The organism is Enterobacter cloacae complex sp. XAL002 (assembly GCF_049236805.1).
In the GTDB taxonomy this organism is placed as follows: Bacteria; Pseudomonadota; Gammaproteobacteria; order Enterobacterales; family Enterobacteriaceae; genus Enterobacter; species Enterobacter intestinihominis.
Window position 1 is genome coordinate 179,704 of sequence record NZ_JBMKJN010000002.1, and the last position, 15,806, is coordinate 195,509.

16 protein-coding genes are annotated in these 15,806 nt (G+C 57.8%); 9 read left to right on the forward strand and 7 right to left on the reverse strand.

Features of this window, described 5'->3' with window-relative positions:
- Positions 1–24: 24 nt before the first annotated feature.
- Complete coding sequence (gene norR / locus ACOT0L_RS02475; RefSeq protein ID WP_023298459.1) at positions 25–1,539, forward strand: nitric oxide reductase transcriptional regulator NorR; 1,515 nt, start codon at positions 25–27, stop codon at positions 1,537–1,539.
- Here norR and gutQ read toward each other — a convergent pair.
- The 7 genes from gutQ to srlA form a co-directional block, all read right to left on the reverse strand.
- On the reverse strand, positions 1,536–2,501 hold the full coding sequence (gutQ, locus tag ACOT0L_RS02480; RefSeq protein ID WP_126502708.1) for an arabinose-5-phosphate isomerase GutQ: 966 nt from the start codon (positions 2,499–2,501) through the stop codon (positions 1,536–1,538). The two genes, norR and gutQ, sit on opposite strands and share 4 nt — an antisense overlap.
- Positions 2,494–3,267, reverse strand: a complete 774-nt coding sequence (gene srlR, locus ACOT0L_RS02485) for a glucitol operon DNA-binding transcriptional repressor SrlR (RefSeq protein WP_015571676.1) — start codon at positions 3,265–3,267, stop codon at positions 2,494–2,496. The genes gutQ and srlR overlap by 8 nt, the downstream gene beginning before the upstream one ends.
- 63 nt (positions 3,268–3,330) lie before the next feature.
- The gene (gutM, locus tag ACOT0L_RS02490) at positions 3,331–3,690 is read right to left on the reverse strand and encodes a transcriptional regulator GutM (RefSeq protein ID WP_126502709.1); all 360 of its coding nucleotides are present in this window, start codon (positions 3,688–3,690) and stop codon (positions 3,331–3,333) included.
- Between the two features lie 67 nt (positions 3,691–3,757).
- Positions 3,758–4,537 carry a sorbitol-6-phosphate dehydrogenase gene (gene srlD, locus ACOT0L_RS02495; RefSeq protein ID WP_023298456.1) on the reverse strand — a complete coding sequence of 260 codons (780 nt, stop codon included), beginning with the start codon at positions 4,535–4,537 and terminating at the stop codon, positions 3,758–3,760.
- Positions 4,538–4,551: 14 nt separating this feature from the next.
- The gene (gene srlB, locus ACOT0L_RS02500; RefSeq protein WP_022649147.1) at positions 4,552–4,914 is read right to left on the reverse strand and encodes a PTS glucitol/sorbitol transporter subunit IIA; all 363 of its coding nucleotides are present in this window, start codon (positions 4,912–4,914) and stop codon (positions 4,552–4,554) included.
- 12 nt (positions 4,915–4,926) lie between these two features.
- On the reverse strand, positions 4,927–5,886 hold the full coding sequence (gene srlE, locus ACOT0L_RS02505) for a PTS glucitol/sorbitol transporter subunit IIB (protein ID WP_022649146.1): 960 nt from the start codon (positions 5,884–5,886) through the stop codon (positions 4,927–4,929).
- The gene (srlA, locus tag ACOT0L_RS02510) at positions 5,883–6,446 is read right to left on the reverse strand and encodes a PTS glucitol/sorbitol transporter subunit IIC (RefSeq protein WP_003862164.1); all 564 of its coding nucleotides are present in this window, start codon (positions 6,444–6,446) and stop codon (positions 5,883–5,885) included. The genes srlE and srlA overlap by 4 nt, the downstream gene beginning before the upstream one ends.
- Positions 6,447–6,697: 251 nt before the next feature.
- Here srlA and mltB point away from each other — a divergent pair, with 251 nt between their 5' ends.
- From mltB to alaS, 8 genes are all read left to right on the forward strand, one after another.
- On the forward strand, positions 6,698–7,798 hold the full coding sequence (mltB, locus tag ACOT0L_RS02515; RefSeq protein WP_022649145.1) for a lytic murein transglycosylase B: 1,101 nt from the start codon (positions 6,698–6,700) through the stop codon (positions 7,796–7,798).
- Between the two features lie 310 nt (positions 7,799–8,108).
- The gene (locus ACOT0L_RS02520; RefSeq protein ID WP_023298453.1) at positions 8,109–8,762 is read left to right on the forward strand and encodes a metal ABC transporter ATP-binding protein; all 654 of its coding nucleotides are present in this window, start codon (positions 8,109–8,111) and stop codon (positions 8,760–8,762) included.
- On the forward strand, positions 8,759–9,619 hold the full coding sequence (locus tag ACOT0L_RS02525; protein ID WP_022649142.1) for a metal ABC transporter permease: 861 nt from the start codon (positions 8,759–8,761) through the stop codon (positions 9,617–9,619). Before ACOT0L_RS02520 ends, ACOT0L_RS02525 begins: the two co-directional genes overlap by 4 nt.
- Positions 9,620–9,633: 14 nt before the next feature.
- Positions 9,634–10,512, forward strand: coding sequence for a metal ABC transporter substrate-binding protein (locus tag ACOT0L_RS02530; RefSeq protein ID WP_022649141.1), 879 nt, complete (start codon positions 9,634–9,636; stop codon positions 10,510–10,512).
- 130 nt (positions 10,513–10,642) lie between these two features.
- Entirely contained in the window at positions 10,643–11,140 is a 498-nt protein-coding gene (pncC, locus tag ACOT0L_RS02535; RefSeq protein WP_003862172.1) for a nicotinamide-nucleotide amidase, read from the forward strand.
- A gap of 89 nt (positions 11,141–11,229) precedes the next feature.
- A complete protein-coding gene (gene recA, locus ACOT0L_RS02540; RefSeq protein ID WP_022649140.1) occupies positions 11,230–12,288 on the forward strand; it encodes a recombinase RecA in 1,059 nt (352 codons plus the stop codon).
- A gap of 68 nt (positions 12,289–12,356) precedes the next feature.
- Positions 12,357–12,857, forward strand: a complete 501-nt coding sequence (gene recX, locus ACOT0L_RS02545; RefSeq protein ID WP_038416578.1) for a recombination regulator RecX — start codon at positions 12,357–12,359, stop codon at positions 12,855–12,857.
- A gap of 131 nt (positions 12,858–12,988) precedes the next feature.
- A complete protein-coding gene (gene alaS, locus ACOT0L_RS02550) occupies positions 12,989–15,616 on the forward strand; it encodes an alanine--tRNA ligase (protein ID WP_022649139.1) in 2,628 nt (875 codons plus the stop codon).
- Positions 15,617–15,806 lie beyond the last annotated feature (190 nt).

The following is a 15,806-nucleotide window of genomic DNA, read 5'->3' on the forward strand; positions in this document are numbered from 1 at the left end:
TGTCAAAATGACAGTGAGGCAGAGATGAGCTTTTCCGTAGATGTGCTGGCGAAGATCGCCATAGAACTGCAAACCGGTATTGGTCATCAGGACCGCTTTCAGCGGCTGATCTCCACGTTGCGCCACGTGCTGGATTGCGATGCCTCGGCGCTGCTGCGTTACGAAGGGCGGCAGTTTATTCCGCTGGCTATCGACGGTCTGGCGAAGGACGTACTCGGGCGGCGCTTTACCCTGGAGGGTCACCCGCGTCTGGAAACCATCGCCCGCGCGGGTGACGTGGTGCGTTTCCCGGCAGACAGCGATCTGCCCGATCCGTACGACGGCCTGATCCCCGGCCAGGAGAGCCTGAAGGTTCACGCCTGTATCGGCCTGCCGCTGTTTGCCGGGCAGAACCTGATTGGCGCGTTAACCCTCGATGGCATGTCGCCGGATCAGTTCGATACCTTCAGCGACGAAGAGCTACGGCTGATTGCCGCGCTGGCGGCCGGGGCGCTGAACAACGCCCTGCTGATAGAACAGCTGGAGAGCCAGAATATTCTTCCGGGTAGCCCGACGGCGTTTGAGCAGGTGGCGCACACCGAAATGATTGGCCTTTCGCCGGGCATGGCGCAGCTTAAAAAAGAGATTGAGATTGTCGCCGCGTCTGATTTGAACGTGCTGATCTTCGGGGAGACCGGCACCGGTAAAGAGCTGGTGGCGAAAGCGATCCACGAAGCCTCGCCCCGTGCGGTGAACCCGCTGGTCTATCTCAACTGCGCGGCGCTGCCGGAAAGCGTGGCGGAAAGCGAGCTGTTCGGACACGTCAAAGGGGCCTTTACCGGGGCGATCAGCAACCGCAGCGGCAAGTTCGAAATGGCTGATAACGGCACGCTGTTCCTCGATGAAATTGGCGAACTCTCCCTTTCGCTCCAGGCCAAACTGCTGCGGGTGTTGCAGTATGGCGATATTCAACGCGTAGGTGACGATCGCAGCTTACGTGTGGATGTGCGCGTGCTGGCGGCGACGAACCGCGATCTGCGCGAAGAGGTGCTGGCGGGCAATTTCCGCGCCGATCTGTTCCACCGTCTGAGCGTGTTCCCGCTCACGGTGCCGCCGCTGCGCGAGCGGGGCGATGATGTGGTGCTGCTGGCGGGCTTTTTCTGCGAACAGTGTCGGCTCAAAATGGGGCTTTCCCGCGTGGTGCTAAGCCCCGGCGCGAGGACGCACCTGCTGAGCTACGGCTGGCCGGGTAACGTGCGTGAACTGGAACATGCGATTCACCGCGCGGTGGTGCTGGCGCGGGCTACGCGTTCGGGGGATGAAGTGGTTATCCATGCGCGCCATTTCGCGCTGCATGAGGAAACGACGCCGTCCGTGAAGCCAGTGATACCTGAGAGCGTGAACGAAAACCTGCGCGAGGCGACGGATGCGTTCCAGCGTCAGATGATCACCCGCGCCCTGGAGCAGAATAACCGCAGCTGGGCGGCATGCGCGCGGGCGCTGGAGATGGACGTCGCCAACCTTCACAGGCTGGCGAAACGTCTGGGGCTTAAGGGTTAAATAATCCCCGCCTGGTAGAAGTCTTGCAGGTTGATCGCGCCGCACAGCCTGCCGTGCTCGTCCACCACCGGCGCGGCGGTGATTTTGCGCTTCATCAGCACCTCTTTGGCTTCAATGGCGCGGCTGTCGGCATTCAGCGTCAGCCCGCCCCGGGTCATTGCTTCGGATACCCGCGCCTCCAGCTTGCCGCCGCCCACCAGCCAGCGGCGCAGGTCGCCGTCGGTGAAGACGCCCTTCACCTGGCGGTCGTTGTCGCATACCGCAACCAGCCCCAGCCCGGTGCGGCTCAGCTCCAGCATGGCGTCCATCACGCTGGTGTCGAGTTTGACCTGAGGAATGGCATCGTCCGTGCGCATCAGATGGTGAACCTTGTTGAGCAGACGTGCCCCAAGCGCGCCAGCAGGATGGGAACGGGCGAAATCTTCCTCATTAAAACCGCGCGCCTGCATCACCGCCATCGCCAGCGCGTCGCCCATCATCAGCGTGTTGACGGTGCTGGAGGTCGGTGCCAGGTGCATCGGGCAGGCTTCGCGCTCAACGGAAATATCCAGCGTTGCTTTCGCGGCCAGCGCCAGCGGCGAACGGGATTTGCCGGTCATCGCTAACAGGGCCACCGATTTTTCTTGCAGGCGAGGGATGATGAGATCCAGCTCTTTGGCTGAACCGGAGTAGGAGATAAACAGCATCACGTCGCGGCTTTCGATCATCCCCAGATCGCCGTGCAGCGCTTCGGCAGGATGCACGAAGAACGCCGGAGTGCCGGTGCTGGCAAGCGTCGCGGCAATCTTCTTGCCGATATGACCGGATTTACCGATACCCGCCACGATCACTTTGCCCTCGCAGTGGATAATGGTGTTGGCTGCACGAACAAAATCCTCATCCAGACGCTCCGGCAGGCGGCTGGCTTCCTGTAGCTCCAGCAGCAGAGTCTGGCGGCCTGCGTTTAACAGAAAATCACTCATTTTTCTCTCCGGTTACGATCACGTCGATGCCCTTCGCTTCCAGCGCTTTTTTAAATGCCGGATCGATACCTGCGTCGGTAATCAGCTTATCGACGCTTTCAAGGCTACAGACAATGTTGGGGCTTTTACGGCCAAACTTCGACGAGTCCGCCATCAAAATCACTTCCCGCGCGGCGTTGCACATCGCTTTGCTGACGCTGAACACCTCGTTGAAGGTGGTCACGCCCGCGTTGAGGTCGATGCCGTCCGTGCCCATAAACAGCTTATCGAAGCTGAAGTGGTCGAAGGCATTCTCCGCCAGCTGCCCGTGAAACGACGCGGATTTTTTACGGAAGGTGCCACCGGGCATCAGGATGGTCTGCTCGCTGTCGAACTCTGACAGGGCATTGACGATGTGCAGGCTGTTGGTCATCACGGTGATGTTATTAAAGCGGCTGAGCAGCGGGATCATCTGTAGGACGGTACTGCCAGCGTCGAGGATGATGGAATCGCCGTCCTGGATAAATTTGACCGCAGCTTCGGCAATCAGCGCTTTCTGGTGCGTATTAATCAGCGTCTTGTGATCGATAGGCGGGTCGGCTTCGTCTTTATTGAGCACCACGCCGCCATAGGTACGAATGACGGCGCCGGAGTTTTCGAGCAACACCAGGTCCTTGCGTATTGTCGTGCCGGTGGTGTCAAAGTAGTGGGCCAGATCCTCTACCGAGCACTTTCCCTGCTTTTGCAGATGCTCAAGTATGGCCGCCTGCCGCTGACGTGGTTTCATAGGCGCTTCGTTCCTTACGTTGCGAAATGATAATTCCGCAAGTTTATAACTTTCACAACGAAATTATCCCTGTTTCAGATTAAGCGCTAATGATAGTGCATTCTGACAGAGTGAATCATGGGGGAAGATCACATCAGGTTGTAATTCATGCAGCAAAATGCCGTTGATCGCCTGGATTTTCACCGGACGGGCAAAGACGGTCATGCCGCGCATGATGAGGGAATCGCAGACCTTATTGTTTTCATCCAGCGCAACAGCGACGACAACCCGCGGTTTGAAGCGTCCGCCGGAACGCCCGACGCCCACACGGCCTTTCTGGCACAGGGCGTCAAACGCGCGGTTAAACTGATGGATTTGCCAGCCGCCAAACGCCATCTGGCAGATCCAGGCGAGGGCGGCGACGGTGATTAATGCGGTTACCATATCGGCTCCTTGTTTTGTTCCCTCTCCCGGTGGGAGAGGGTTAGGGTGAGGGCATCAGGCCGCTCGATCAGAACATCACCTGCCCACCGGTGACGTTAATCGACTGCCCGGTGCAGTACGAGGCTTTCGGGCTGGCGTAAAACAGCAGCATGTTCAGCACGTCCTGATAATCACACCCGCGCTTGAGCGGCACTTTGTCGATGTAGTACTGCTCCACTTCTTCAGCTTTGATGCCGAGCTTGGAGGCGTACTGCGGCAGCAGGGACTGGAACATCGGCGATTTCAACAGGTTACCCAGCATCAGCGAGTGAACGGTGATGCCGTATTCGGCCAGATCCAGCGCCAGAGACTGCGTCAGCCCCACGCCGCCAAACTTCGCCGCGCTGTAGCCGGAGTTGTGCTTGCTGCCCACTTTCCCGGATTTCGAGTTGATCTGAATGATGCGCCCCTGAATACCATCGCGGATCATCAGCCGGGAAAACTCACGGGCGCAGAGGAAATAGCCCACCAGATTCACCTGCAACGAGCGGTCAAAATCCCCCAGTTCGAAATCGCTGATAAAGGCCGCTTTCGCGATCCCCGCGCTGTAGACCAGCAGGTCGATACGCCCAAATATCTCATCTACGCCGCGGGCCAGCGCCATCACGCTCTGCTCGCTGGTGGCGTCGGCACCAAATCCGTACGCCATCCCTTCGCCAAACTCGGTGTTGATGGCGTCCGCCACGCGGGCGGCTTTTTCACTCTGAATGTCCACAACCGCCACGCGGTAACCCTCTGCGGCAAGCCCACGGCAGAGGAACTCGCCTAAGGTTTGTCCCCCACCAATGACAACGGCAACCTGACTCATGTGTTTCTCCTTAATTACGCAACAAATTTTAACGTACAGCCTGGTGTGACAGCCTGCGGAACCGGCCCCTCAACGTGAACCGTGCCGGGATACTCCGCCTGCGGCTGCCCGTCAAAACGCAGGGTGATGTGCCCCAGCTCGCGCAGGTTTTGTTCAGCGACGTCGCCGACGGCGGTCACGGCATAGCGCGCCTCGCCCAGCTCAAGCTGGCTCCCGGCCTTCAGCTCGCCGTTTAGCTCGCCGTGGCAGTGGATAAAGCAAAACTCTTCGATATCCGCAGGCGCCCCTTCGCGGAAGGTGATCAGCATCTGGTCGCTCAGCGCATCGGCTGCGCTCTGGCCGATGCGGGTAATGGTGGTCTGGTAAATCACGGTCATGGCAGGAACCTCTTATTGATAAATAAAGCCGGAGACAAACCAGGCAATCAGCACCGTGGGCGCGCCCGTCAGGAAGCGGCTCACCAGCACGGAGGGGACGCCCACGCGCACGGTGTCCTGACGTGCTTCCGCCAGCGACAGCCCGACGGGGATGAAGTCGCACGCCGCCTGAGCGTTAATGGCAAAAAGGGCAGGCAGAGCGAGGTGCGGGGGAATGTTGCCCAGACCAATCTGTACGCCAATCAGCACGCCGATGACCTGGGCAATCACCGCGCCCGGGCCGAGAAACGGCGACAGCAGCGGGAAGGAGCAGATCAGCGCCAGCGTCACCAGGCCGAGCGGGTGGCTGGCGAGCGGGGCGAGGCCGTGGGCAATCCAGTCGCCGAGGCCGGAGGCCATGATGATACCGATCAGCGCCGAGACGAACGCCATAAACGGCAGAATGGTTTTCAGCACCGTGTCGATGGTGTCGCGCCCGGACTGGAACAGCACCGCCACGGCGGACCCCATCCCCATCCCGACCTTCGCCAGCAGGCCATCGCTCTGCTCGGTGATTTTTTTGCTGGTGTCGTACTCGCGCGGGGCCGCTTTTTGCGGCGCGGATGTGCCATTCACCAGCGTGATGTTGTCCTCCTTCACCCCAGAGACATAAATATCCTCAAGGATGTACTGCGCCAGCGGGCCGGATTTCCCGGTGGAGTGAATATTTACCGTCGGAATGCGGCGCTTCGGATAGATGCCGCAGCGCAGCGTACCGCCGCAGTCGATCACCGCCACGCCGATTTCCGCTTCCGGCGGTTCCCCTTCCTTGAAGCCGTCGACCGCTTCCCAGCCCGTCAGCTCGTGCAGCCTGTCGACGATCGCCGGGCGCGTGCCCGCGGTGATGTACACAATCTTTTTGCCTTCGGTGGCGTCGAACTCCAGCGGGCCGCCCCAGCCGCCCGTGCCTTTCTCAATGCGGATCCGGTTCATGCTGTAGCTCCTGAAAGATGGACTTTCTGTTCAAGCTGGATGCCCATTTTTTTCTCAAAAATGGCGGTGGTGAGATCCGTCACCCAGCCGCGGAAGAAGTTGGTGACCAGACCGACCAGCAGGTAGCTCACCGCCAGCGGGCCGAGCGGCAGGCCAAGCGTGGTAAGGCCGCTGGCGATCCCGAGATAAACGAACAGCTCGCCGGGGTTGATGTGCGGGAACAGGCCGTTCATGGAATGGCAGCTGTAGGAGGCGGCGGCGTAATAGCTCGGCTTGTACTTCTCTGGCATAAAGCGGCCGAGGCTTAAGGTCATCGGGTTGCAGAACACAAAGGTGCCGATGAAGGGCAGGATCAGGTAGCGGGACAGCGGGTTTCCGGCGCAGCGCTGGGCGAAGCGTTCAATACGCTGCTGGCCGATAAAGTTAATCAGCGCGTTCATGATCACCAGCAGGCTGATCAGCAGGGGCAGGATCCCGGTCACCATGCCGGTGAATACCTCGCCGCCTTTCTGAAAAAGCCCGATGAACCACTCGGCGCCGTGGGTGATGGTTTCTATCATTCTTCTCTCCTGTAGGGCGTTTTTTTTTGTCTGTTCGGGGCTAATAATAATCAAATTGAAAGATTTTAAAGTGTTAATTAGATCTCACAATGAAAGAAAAATGGATTAATTTGAAAGATAATTGGTGGGGCGAATGATTTTCGATGGAAAAAAGCGCGGATTTGCGTTGGGGAGGTGTGTACCGCTTCCTTGAGGTGTTGCGGATGCTTTACCATACTGGGTTCTTACCGAACTCGTTAAATGGATGCCACATGTTCAAGCGTCGTTATGCAGCGCTGTTACCTGCGCTTATTCTCCTGTCCGCCTGTAGTAGCAAACCCAGGACTGAAGCTGTTCAACAAACGGCGGGCGCGCCTTCCGGCGGGTTTCTGCTTGAGCCGCAGCACAATATGATGCAGATGGGCGGCGACTTCGCGAATAACCCTGCGGCCGAACAGTTCATCGATAAAATGGTGAGCAAGCACGGTTTTGATCGCCAGCAGCTGCATGCCATTTTGTCTCAGGCGAAGCGTCTGGACTACGTGCTGCGCCTGATGGACAGGCAGGCGCCGACGGCCCAGGTGCCGACCGGGCCAAACGGGGCGTGGCTGCGCTATCGCAAACAGTTTATTACCCCGGACAACGTGCAAAATGGCGTGGTGTTCTGGAATCAGTATGAAGACGCCCTGAATCGTGCGTGGCAGGTCTATGGCGTGCCGCCGGAGATCATCGTCGGTATTATTGGGGTCGAGACTCGCTGGGGACGCATTATGGGTAAAACCCGCATCCTCGATGCGCTGGCGACGCTCTCCTTCAACTACCCGCGCCGCGCCGAGTATTTCTCCTCTGAACTGGAAACCTTCCTGCTCATGGCGCGAGACGAACAGGACGATCCGTTAGATCTGAAAGGGTCGTTCGCCGGTGCGATGGGCTACGGCCAGTTTATGCCGTCCTCCTATAAGCAGTACGCGGTAGATTTTAACGGGGATGGTCACATCAACCTGTGGGATCCCGAAGACGCCATTGGCAGCGTGGCCAACTACTTCAAAGCGCACGGCTGGACGCCGGGCGGCCAGGTGGCGGTGCAGGCGAACGGTGAGGCGTTTGGTCTGGAAAACGGATTTAAAACCAAATACAGCGTGGCGCAGCTTGCAGCGGCAGGCTTAACGCCGTCGCAGCCGCTGGGCAATGTTGACCAGGTGAGCCTGCTGCGCCTGGATGTCGGAACCGGTTATCAGTACTGGTTCGGACTGCCGAACTTCTACACCATTACCCGCTACAACCACAGCACGCACTATGCGATGGCGGTGTGGCAGCTGGGGCTGGCGGTGTCTCAGGCGCGTGTGCCGGCAGCGTCACCGTTTAGCCAGTAAGTTACCCCGACGGGTAGGCCGGGTAAGGCAACGCCGCCACCCGGCATGGCTGCCCGCACGGTGCGGCCTGATGCCCTCACCCTGACCCTCTCCCACGGGAGAGGGAAGTTTGCAGAAACATTTCGCCACATTCCCATTTCACTCCCGCCGTTTACATCTTAATCGTCTTTCATTATTGTTATGTTATAACATAATTTTGAATTGAGATGTCCATGTCCCTGTTTTCTCTCTCATCCCCGGTTCGTCTGCTGCTGGCGCTGATGCTCATTCTGTTTCTCGGCCTGGCCGTGCGCTGGGCGGTGGCGTTGCCATGATCGTGATGAACGACCTCGTGGCGGGTTACGATCGCCAGCCCGTTACGCGCGCACTGTCCGGCGTGATTGAACGCGGGAGCATGACCGCCATCGTCGGGGCCAACGGCTGCGGCAAATCCACGCTGCTGAAAACGCTCGCTGGCTTTCTTCCGCCCGTCAGCGGTACGTTTCGCTGGCAGGGGAGACGTCCGGTGGTGGGCTGGCTGGCGCAGCGTCACGCGCTGGAGGCGCAATTTCCTCTGACCGTGCAGGACGTGGTGAGCATGGGCTGCTGGCCAGCAATCTCGCTATTTGCCAGTTTTCGTCGGGATACCCGCATGCGCATTGCCGGCGCGCTTGAGCGCGTGGGGCTGGCGTCCATGGCGTTATCCACCATCGATGAACTCTCCGGCGGGCAATTCCAGCGCATGCTGTTTGCCCGCGTTTTAGTGCAGCAGGCACCGCTGGTGATGCTGGACGAACCCTTCACCGGCGTTGATGAGGCGACCTGCAACGTGCTGATGGATCTGATGCTGGAGATGTATATGCAGGGGCAGACCCTGCTGGCGGTTCTGCATGACAGCGAGCGCGTAGCACGTCACTTCCCGCAGACGTTACGTCTGGACGCTGATAGTCCCCAATGGAAAACCGAGCGGGTGAGGGTGGCATGATCTGGCATACATTCTTCCAGCCGTTTATTGAGTACGGCTTTATGCGCCGTGCGCTGGTGGTTTGCCTGGCGCTCTCCGTCAGCACCACGGCGCTGGGGGTATTCCTTCAGCTGCGTCGGATGAGCCTGATGGGGGACGCCCTTTCTCATGCCATTTTGCCGGGTGTCGCGGTGGGCTATCTGCTCAGCGGTATGTCGCTGCTGGCAATGACTGTCGGCGGGTTTATTGCCGGGATCGCCGTTGCGCTGGTGGCCGGGCTGGTCAGCCGCCGCACGCCCCTTAAAGAGGATGCCAGCTTCGCGGGGTTTTACCTGGGTTCCCTGGCGCTGGGCGTCACGCTGGTGTCGCTGCGCGGTTCAAATGTCGATCTGCTTCATCTTCTGTTTGGCTCCATTCTCGCCGTGGATAGCGCGTCAGCCCTGTTCGTGACGGGCGTTTGCATGTTCACGCTCCTCACGCTGGCGATGTTTTATCGTGGGCTGGTCAGCGAAGCGTTCGATACCGCGTGGTTGCAGGTGAACGCGCGCTGGCTGCCCGGGATGTTACACGGTCTGTTTCTGGCGCTGCTGGTGCTCAACCTGGTGGCCGGTTTTCAGGTGCTCGGCACGTTGATGGCCGTCGGGCTGATGATGTTGCCCGCCGTGGCGGCACGCTGCTGGGTGCGCACCCTGCCAGGGTTACTTCTGATGGCGGGTATCAGCGGTATTTTTTGCGCGTGGCTGGGCTTAAGCCTTTCCTGGGCAGTGAGTCTGCCCGCCGGGCCCTCCATTGTGCTGACCGCCAGCGCATTGTTCTTTATTTCCGTTTTATTTGGCACGCGCAGCAGGCTGGCGGATAGCCTGCGGGCACTTTTTTAACGCAAGGGGAAACGATGAAACGTACAGGGTTAGCCGTGGCGCTCGCGCTCGGCATGATGACGCACGGCGTAATGGCGAAAACGCTTAATGTGGTGACCAGCTTTTCCATCCTGGGAGACATCACGCAGCAGGTTGGCGGCGATCGTGTGAAGGTGACGACGCTGGTGGGGCCGGACGGTGATCCCCATACTTTCGAACCCTCGCCCAAAGACAGCGCGGCGCTGAGTAAAGCCGACGTGGTGGTAGTCAATGGGCTGGGGCTGGAAGGCTGGCTCGATCGTCTGGTGAAAGCCTCCGGATTCAAAGGCCAGCTGGTGGTTGCTTCGGACGGCGTGAAAACGCACACGCTGGAAGAGGACGGTAAAACAGTGACCGATCCGCACGCGTGGAACAGCGCGGCGAACGGCGCGCTGTATGCGCAAAATATTCTCTCTGGGCTGGTGAAGGCCGATCCTGAAGATACGGCGGCGCTTGAAGCTACCGGTAAACCCTATATTGCGCAGCTCTCTCAGCTGGACGGTTGGGCTAAGAAGCGTTTCAGCGACATCCCACAGGCGAAGCGCAAAGTGCTGACCAGCCACGACGCTTTCGGCTATTTCAGCCGCGCCTACGGCGTGACGTTTATGGCGCCGCAGGGGCTGTCGTCTGAGAGTGAAGCCAGCGCGGCGCAGGTGGCGGAGATCATTAATCAGATTAAAGCTGACGGCGTGAAAACATGGTTTATGGAAAACCAGCTTGATCCGCGCCTGGTGAAGCAGATTGCGACCGCCACGGGCGCCCAGCCGGGCGGTGAACTTTACCCGGAAGCGCTGTCCGCGAAGGGCGGCGTGGCGGACACCTACGTCAAGGCGTTTCGCCACAATGTAGACACCCTCGCTAACAGCATGAAATAAGCGTCTCTCTGGCCGGTGCGCCCGCATCGGCTTTTTTCTGAAGCCCCCTCGTAAAACCCGACGCGCATCCCCATATTTGATGAGAAAGTGCTATCTTGTGCTGCATGTTTTTCTAAGGCCTGGAGCGAGAATGACTGACCATGAATTGATGCAGCTAAGCGAAGTGGTGGGGCTGGCGCTGAAACAGCGCGGCGCGACTCTCACGACCGCAGAATCCTGCACCGGCGGCTGGGTGGCGAAAGCAATTACCGATATTGCTGGCAGTTCCGCCTGGTTTGAACGCGGCTTTGTGACCTACAGTAACGAGGCTAAAGCGCAGATGATTGGCGTGCGTGAAGCCACGCTTGAGCAGCATGGCGCGGTCAGCGAGCCGGTGGTGATCGAAATGGCGATTGGCGCGCTGAAAGAGGCGCGCGCAGATTACGCTATCTCCATCAGCGGTATCGCGGGGCCGGACGGCGGCAGCGACGTGAAGCCTGTCGGCACCGTCTGGTTTGGCTTTGCCACCTCAAAAGGTGAAGGGATCACCCGCCGGGAATGCTTCAGCGGCGATCGCGAAAGCGTGCGTCGTCAGGCAACGGAATACGCGTTAAAAACGCTCTGGCAACAATTTCTACAAAATACTTGATACTGTATGACTATACAGTATAATTGCCTCAACAGAACAGAAGTCCATGGTGAAGCGCAGTTGCTTCTCCCGGCATGACAGGAGTAATAATGGCTATCGACGAAAACAAACAGAAAGCGTTGGCGGCAGCACTGGGCCAGATCGAAAAGCAATTCGGTAAAGGCTCCATCATGCGCCTGGGTGAAGACCGTTCCATGGATGTGGAAACTATCTCCACTGGTTCGCTTTCTCTTGATATCGCACTGGGCGCTGGCGGTTTGCCGATGGGCCGTATCGTAGAAATCTACGGTCCGGAATCCTCGGGTAAAACCACCCTGACGTTGCAGGTTGTTGCGGCGGCACAGCGCGAAGGTAAAACCTGTGCGTTTATCGATGCCGAGCACGCGCTGGACCCGGTCTATGCCCGTAAACTGGGCGTTGATATCGACAACCTGCTGTGCTCCCAGCCGGACACCGGCGAGCAGGCACTGGAAATTTGTGACGCGCTGGCGCGCTCAGGTGCGGTTGACGTGATCATCGTCGACTCCGTTGCGGCGCTGACGCCAAAAGCGGAAATTGAAGGTGAAATCGGTGACTCTCACATGGGCCTCGCGGCACGTATGATGAGCCAGGCGATGCGTAAGCTGGCGGGTAACCTGAAGCAGTCCAATACGCTGCTGATCTTCATCAACCAGATCCGTATGAAAATTGGTGTAATGTTCGGTAACCCGGAAACCACCACCGGCGGTAACGCTCTGAAATTCTATGCTTCTGTCCGTCTGGATATCCGCCGTATCGGCGCGGTGAAAGAAGGGGATAACGTCGTCGGTAGCGAAACCCGCGTGAAGGTTGTGAAGAACAAAATCGCAGCACCGTTCAAACAGGCTGAATTCCAGATCCTCTACGGCGAAGGTATCAACTTCCTCGGCGAGCTGGTTGACCTGGGCGTGAAAGAGAAGCTGATTGAAAAAGCGGGCGCATGGTACAGCTACAACGGTGACAAGATTGGTCAGGGTAAAGCGAATGCTATCTCCTGGCTGAAAGAGAACCCGGCGGCGGCGAAAGAGATTGAGAAGAAGGTGCGTGAACTCCTGCTGAGCAACCAGGACTCTAAACCTGATTTCGTGGTCGACGGCGCGGATGCTGAAGAAACCAACGAAGATTTTTAATCCTCTCGGATAAAAATGAAGGGCTGCTGATGCGGCCCTTTTTGCATTTCTGAATCGACAGGTTTTTTATGAGTGAACCGACATCACGCCGACCAGCCTACTCACGCTTGCTGGATCGGGCCGTGCGTATTCTTGCCGTGCGTGACCATAGCGAACAGGAGCTGCGGCGGAAACTGTCAGCGCCCGTCATGAGCAAAAACGGTCCGGAAGACATTGATGCCACCGCGGAAGATTATGACCGCGTGGTTGCCTGGTGCTACGAGCATCACTATCTGGATGACGGCCGTTTTGCCGCTCGCTTTCTTGCCAGCCGTGGTCGTAAAGGCTATGGGCCAGCGCGTATCCGCCAGGAGCTGAACCAGAAAGGTGTAGCCCGTGAATCGATTGAAAAAGCCATGCGCGAAAGTGAAATCGACTGGTGCGAACTGGCGCGTGAGCAGGCGGTACGAAAGTACGGTGAGCCGCTGTCGCGTGAATTTTCAGAAAAAGTTAAAATCCAGCGCTTTTTGCTCTACCGCGGCTTCCTGATGGAAGATATTCAGGATATCTGGCGTAATTTTACCGATTGAACGCATGCGGGATTTTACTTCCCACTAAAGAAAACTTATCTTATTCCCACTTTTTCCAGTAGCTGGTCCGTCCAACTGTTTACAGATACAGATCTGCTGCGACATTTCGTTAGCTTGATTTCAGGATAATTATGAGCAAGAGCACCGCTGAGATCCGTCAGGCGTTTCTCGATTTTTTCCATAGTAAGGGACACCAGGTTGTTGCCAGCAGCTCCCTGGTACCGAACAATGACCCGACTCTGCTGTTTACCAACGCCGGGATGAACCAGTTCAAGGATGTGTTCCTTGGTCTCGACAAGCGTAATTATTCCCGCGCCACAACCTCACAGCGTTGCGTGCGTGCGGGCGGTAAACACAACGATCTGGAAAACGTCGGTTACACCGCGCGCCACCACACTTTCTTCGAAATGCTGGGTAACTTCAGCTTCGGCGACTACTTCAAACACGACGCCATTCAATATGCGTGGGAACTGCTGACCGGTGAAAACTGGTTTAATCTGCCGAAAGAGCGTCTGTGGGTGACCGTGTATGAGACCGATGACGAAGCGTTCGACATCTGGGAAAAAGAAGTGGGTATCCCTCGCGAACGTATCATCCGTATCGGTGACAACAAAGGCGCGCCTTACGCGTCTGATAACTTCTGGCAGATGGGTGACACCGGCCCTTGCGGTCCGTGCACCGAGATCTTCTACGATCATGGTGACCACATCTGGGGCGGCCCTCCGGGAAGCGCGGAAGAAGATGGCGATCGCTACATTGAGATCTGGAACATCGTCTTCATGCAGTTCAACCGTCAGGCCGACGGCACCATGGAGCCGCTGCCAAAACCGTCCGTAGATACCGGTATGGGTCTTGAGCGTATCGCGGCCGTTCTGCAACACGTTAACTCCAACTATGAGATTGACCTGTTCAGCACCCTGATCAAAGCCGTTGCCGAAGTGACGGGCGCAACCGATCTGAACAACAAATCACTGCGCGTTATCGCAGACCATATTCGTTCCTGTGCGTTCCTGATTGCTGACGGCGTTATCCCGTCGAATGAAAACCGTGGCTATGTGCTGCGTCGTATCATTCGTCGTGCGATCCGTCATGGCAACATGCTGGGCGCGAAGGACACCTTCTTCTATAAACTCGTTGGGCCACTGATTGGCGTGATGGGCTCTGCCGGTGACGAGCTGAAACGCCAGCAGGCGCAGGTTGAACAGGTTCTGAAAACCGAAGAAGAGCAGTTTGCCCGTACGCTGGAGCGCGGACTGGCGCTGCTGGACGACGAGCTGGCGAAACTCAAGGGCGACACGCTGGATGGCGAAACCGCTTTCCGCCTGTACGACACCTACGGCTTCCCGGTTGACCTGACGGCGGACGTTTGCCGCGAGCGCAACATCAAAGTTGACGAAGCAGGCTTTGAAGCCGCAATGGAAGAGCAGCGTCGTCGTGCGCGTGAATCCAGCGGTTTTGGCGCGGACTACAACGCGATGATCCGCGTTGATAGCGCGTCTGAATTTAAAGGCTACGAAGAGCTGGCTCTGACCAGCAACGTGACCGCGCTGTTTGTTGACGGTAAAGCCGTAGACAGCATTAGCGCAGGTCAGGACGCGGTTGTTATCCTGGATAAAACACCGTTCTATGCGGAATCCGGCGGCCAGGTTGGCGATAAAGGCGAACTGAAAGGCAATGGCTTCAGCTTCAGCGTAAGCGATACCCAGAAATACGGTCAGGCAATTGGTCACCAGGGCAAACTGGTTTCCGGTTCTCTGAAAGTGGGCGAGGGCGTTCAGGCCAACGTTGACGAAGCTCGCCGCGCGCGCATTCGTCTGAACCACTCGGCAACCCACCTGATGCACGCAGCCCTGCGCGAAGTGCTGGGTACGCACGTTGCACAGAAAGGTTCTCTGGTTAACGACAAAGTGCTGCGTTTCGACTTCTCGCATTTTGAAGCGATGAAGCCGTCTGAAATTCGTGCGGTGGAAGACCTGGTGAATGCCCAGATCCGCCGCAACCTGCCAATCGAAACCCACATCATGGATCTTGAGGCAGCGAAGAAGAAAGGTGCGATGGCGCTGTTTGGCGAGAAATATGACGACCGCGTTCGCGTGCTGAGCATGGGCGACTTCTCTACCGAACTGTGTGGCGGTACTCACGCATCCCGCACCGGTGACATCGGCTTGTTCCGCATCGTTTCCGAGTCGGGTACGGCGGCAGGCGTGCGTCGTATTGAGGCGGTGACCGGGGAAGGTGCAATTGCCAGCCTGCATGCGCAGAGCGACCAGCTGCACGAGATCGCGCAGCTGCTGAAAGGCGATAGCCAGAACCTGGGCGAGAAAGTGCGTGTCGCGCTGGATCGTACCCGTCAGCTGGAAAAAGAACTCCAGCAGCTGAAAGAACAGGCTGCGGCGCAGGAGAGCGCAAACCTCTCCAGCAAAGCGGTAGACATTAAGGGCGTCAAACTGCTGGTCAGCGACCTGGCGGGCGTTGAGCCTAAGATGCTGCGTACCATGGTCGACGATCTGAAGAACCAGCTTGGTTCGACGGTTATCGTGCTGGCAACGGTCGCAGAGGGTAAGGTTTCTCTGATTGCGGGCGTCTCTAAGGATGTGACGGATCGTGTCAAAGCAGGGGAACTGATTGGCATGGTCGCCCAGCAGGTGGGTGGCAAAGGTGGCGGTCGTCCGGACATGGCGCAAGCCGGTGGTACGGATGCGGCGGCACTTCCCGCGGCATTAGCCAGCGTTGAAAGCTGGGTAAGCGCGAAACTGTAATAACTACAAAGCACAAGCAGACGCCATAGCGGTAACGTTATGGCGTCTTGCTCACTGCGCTATCGATAACGATAAAGTCAGGTTGAGTTTGTGTATATCGGCTAAACTTACGTTTAACAGAATGTGATGCCGTGACTGCTTACACTTTACGTGTTTGTCATCGCTTACTTTTTGGCGTTATATGATGGAT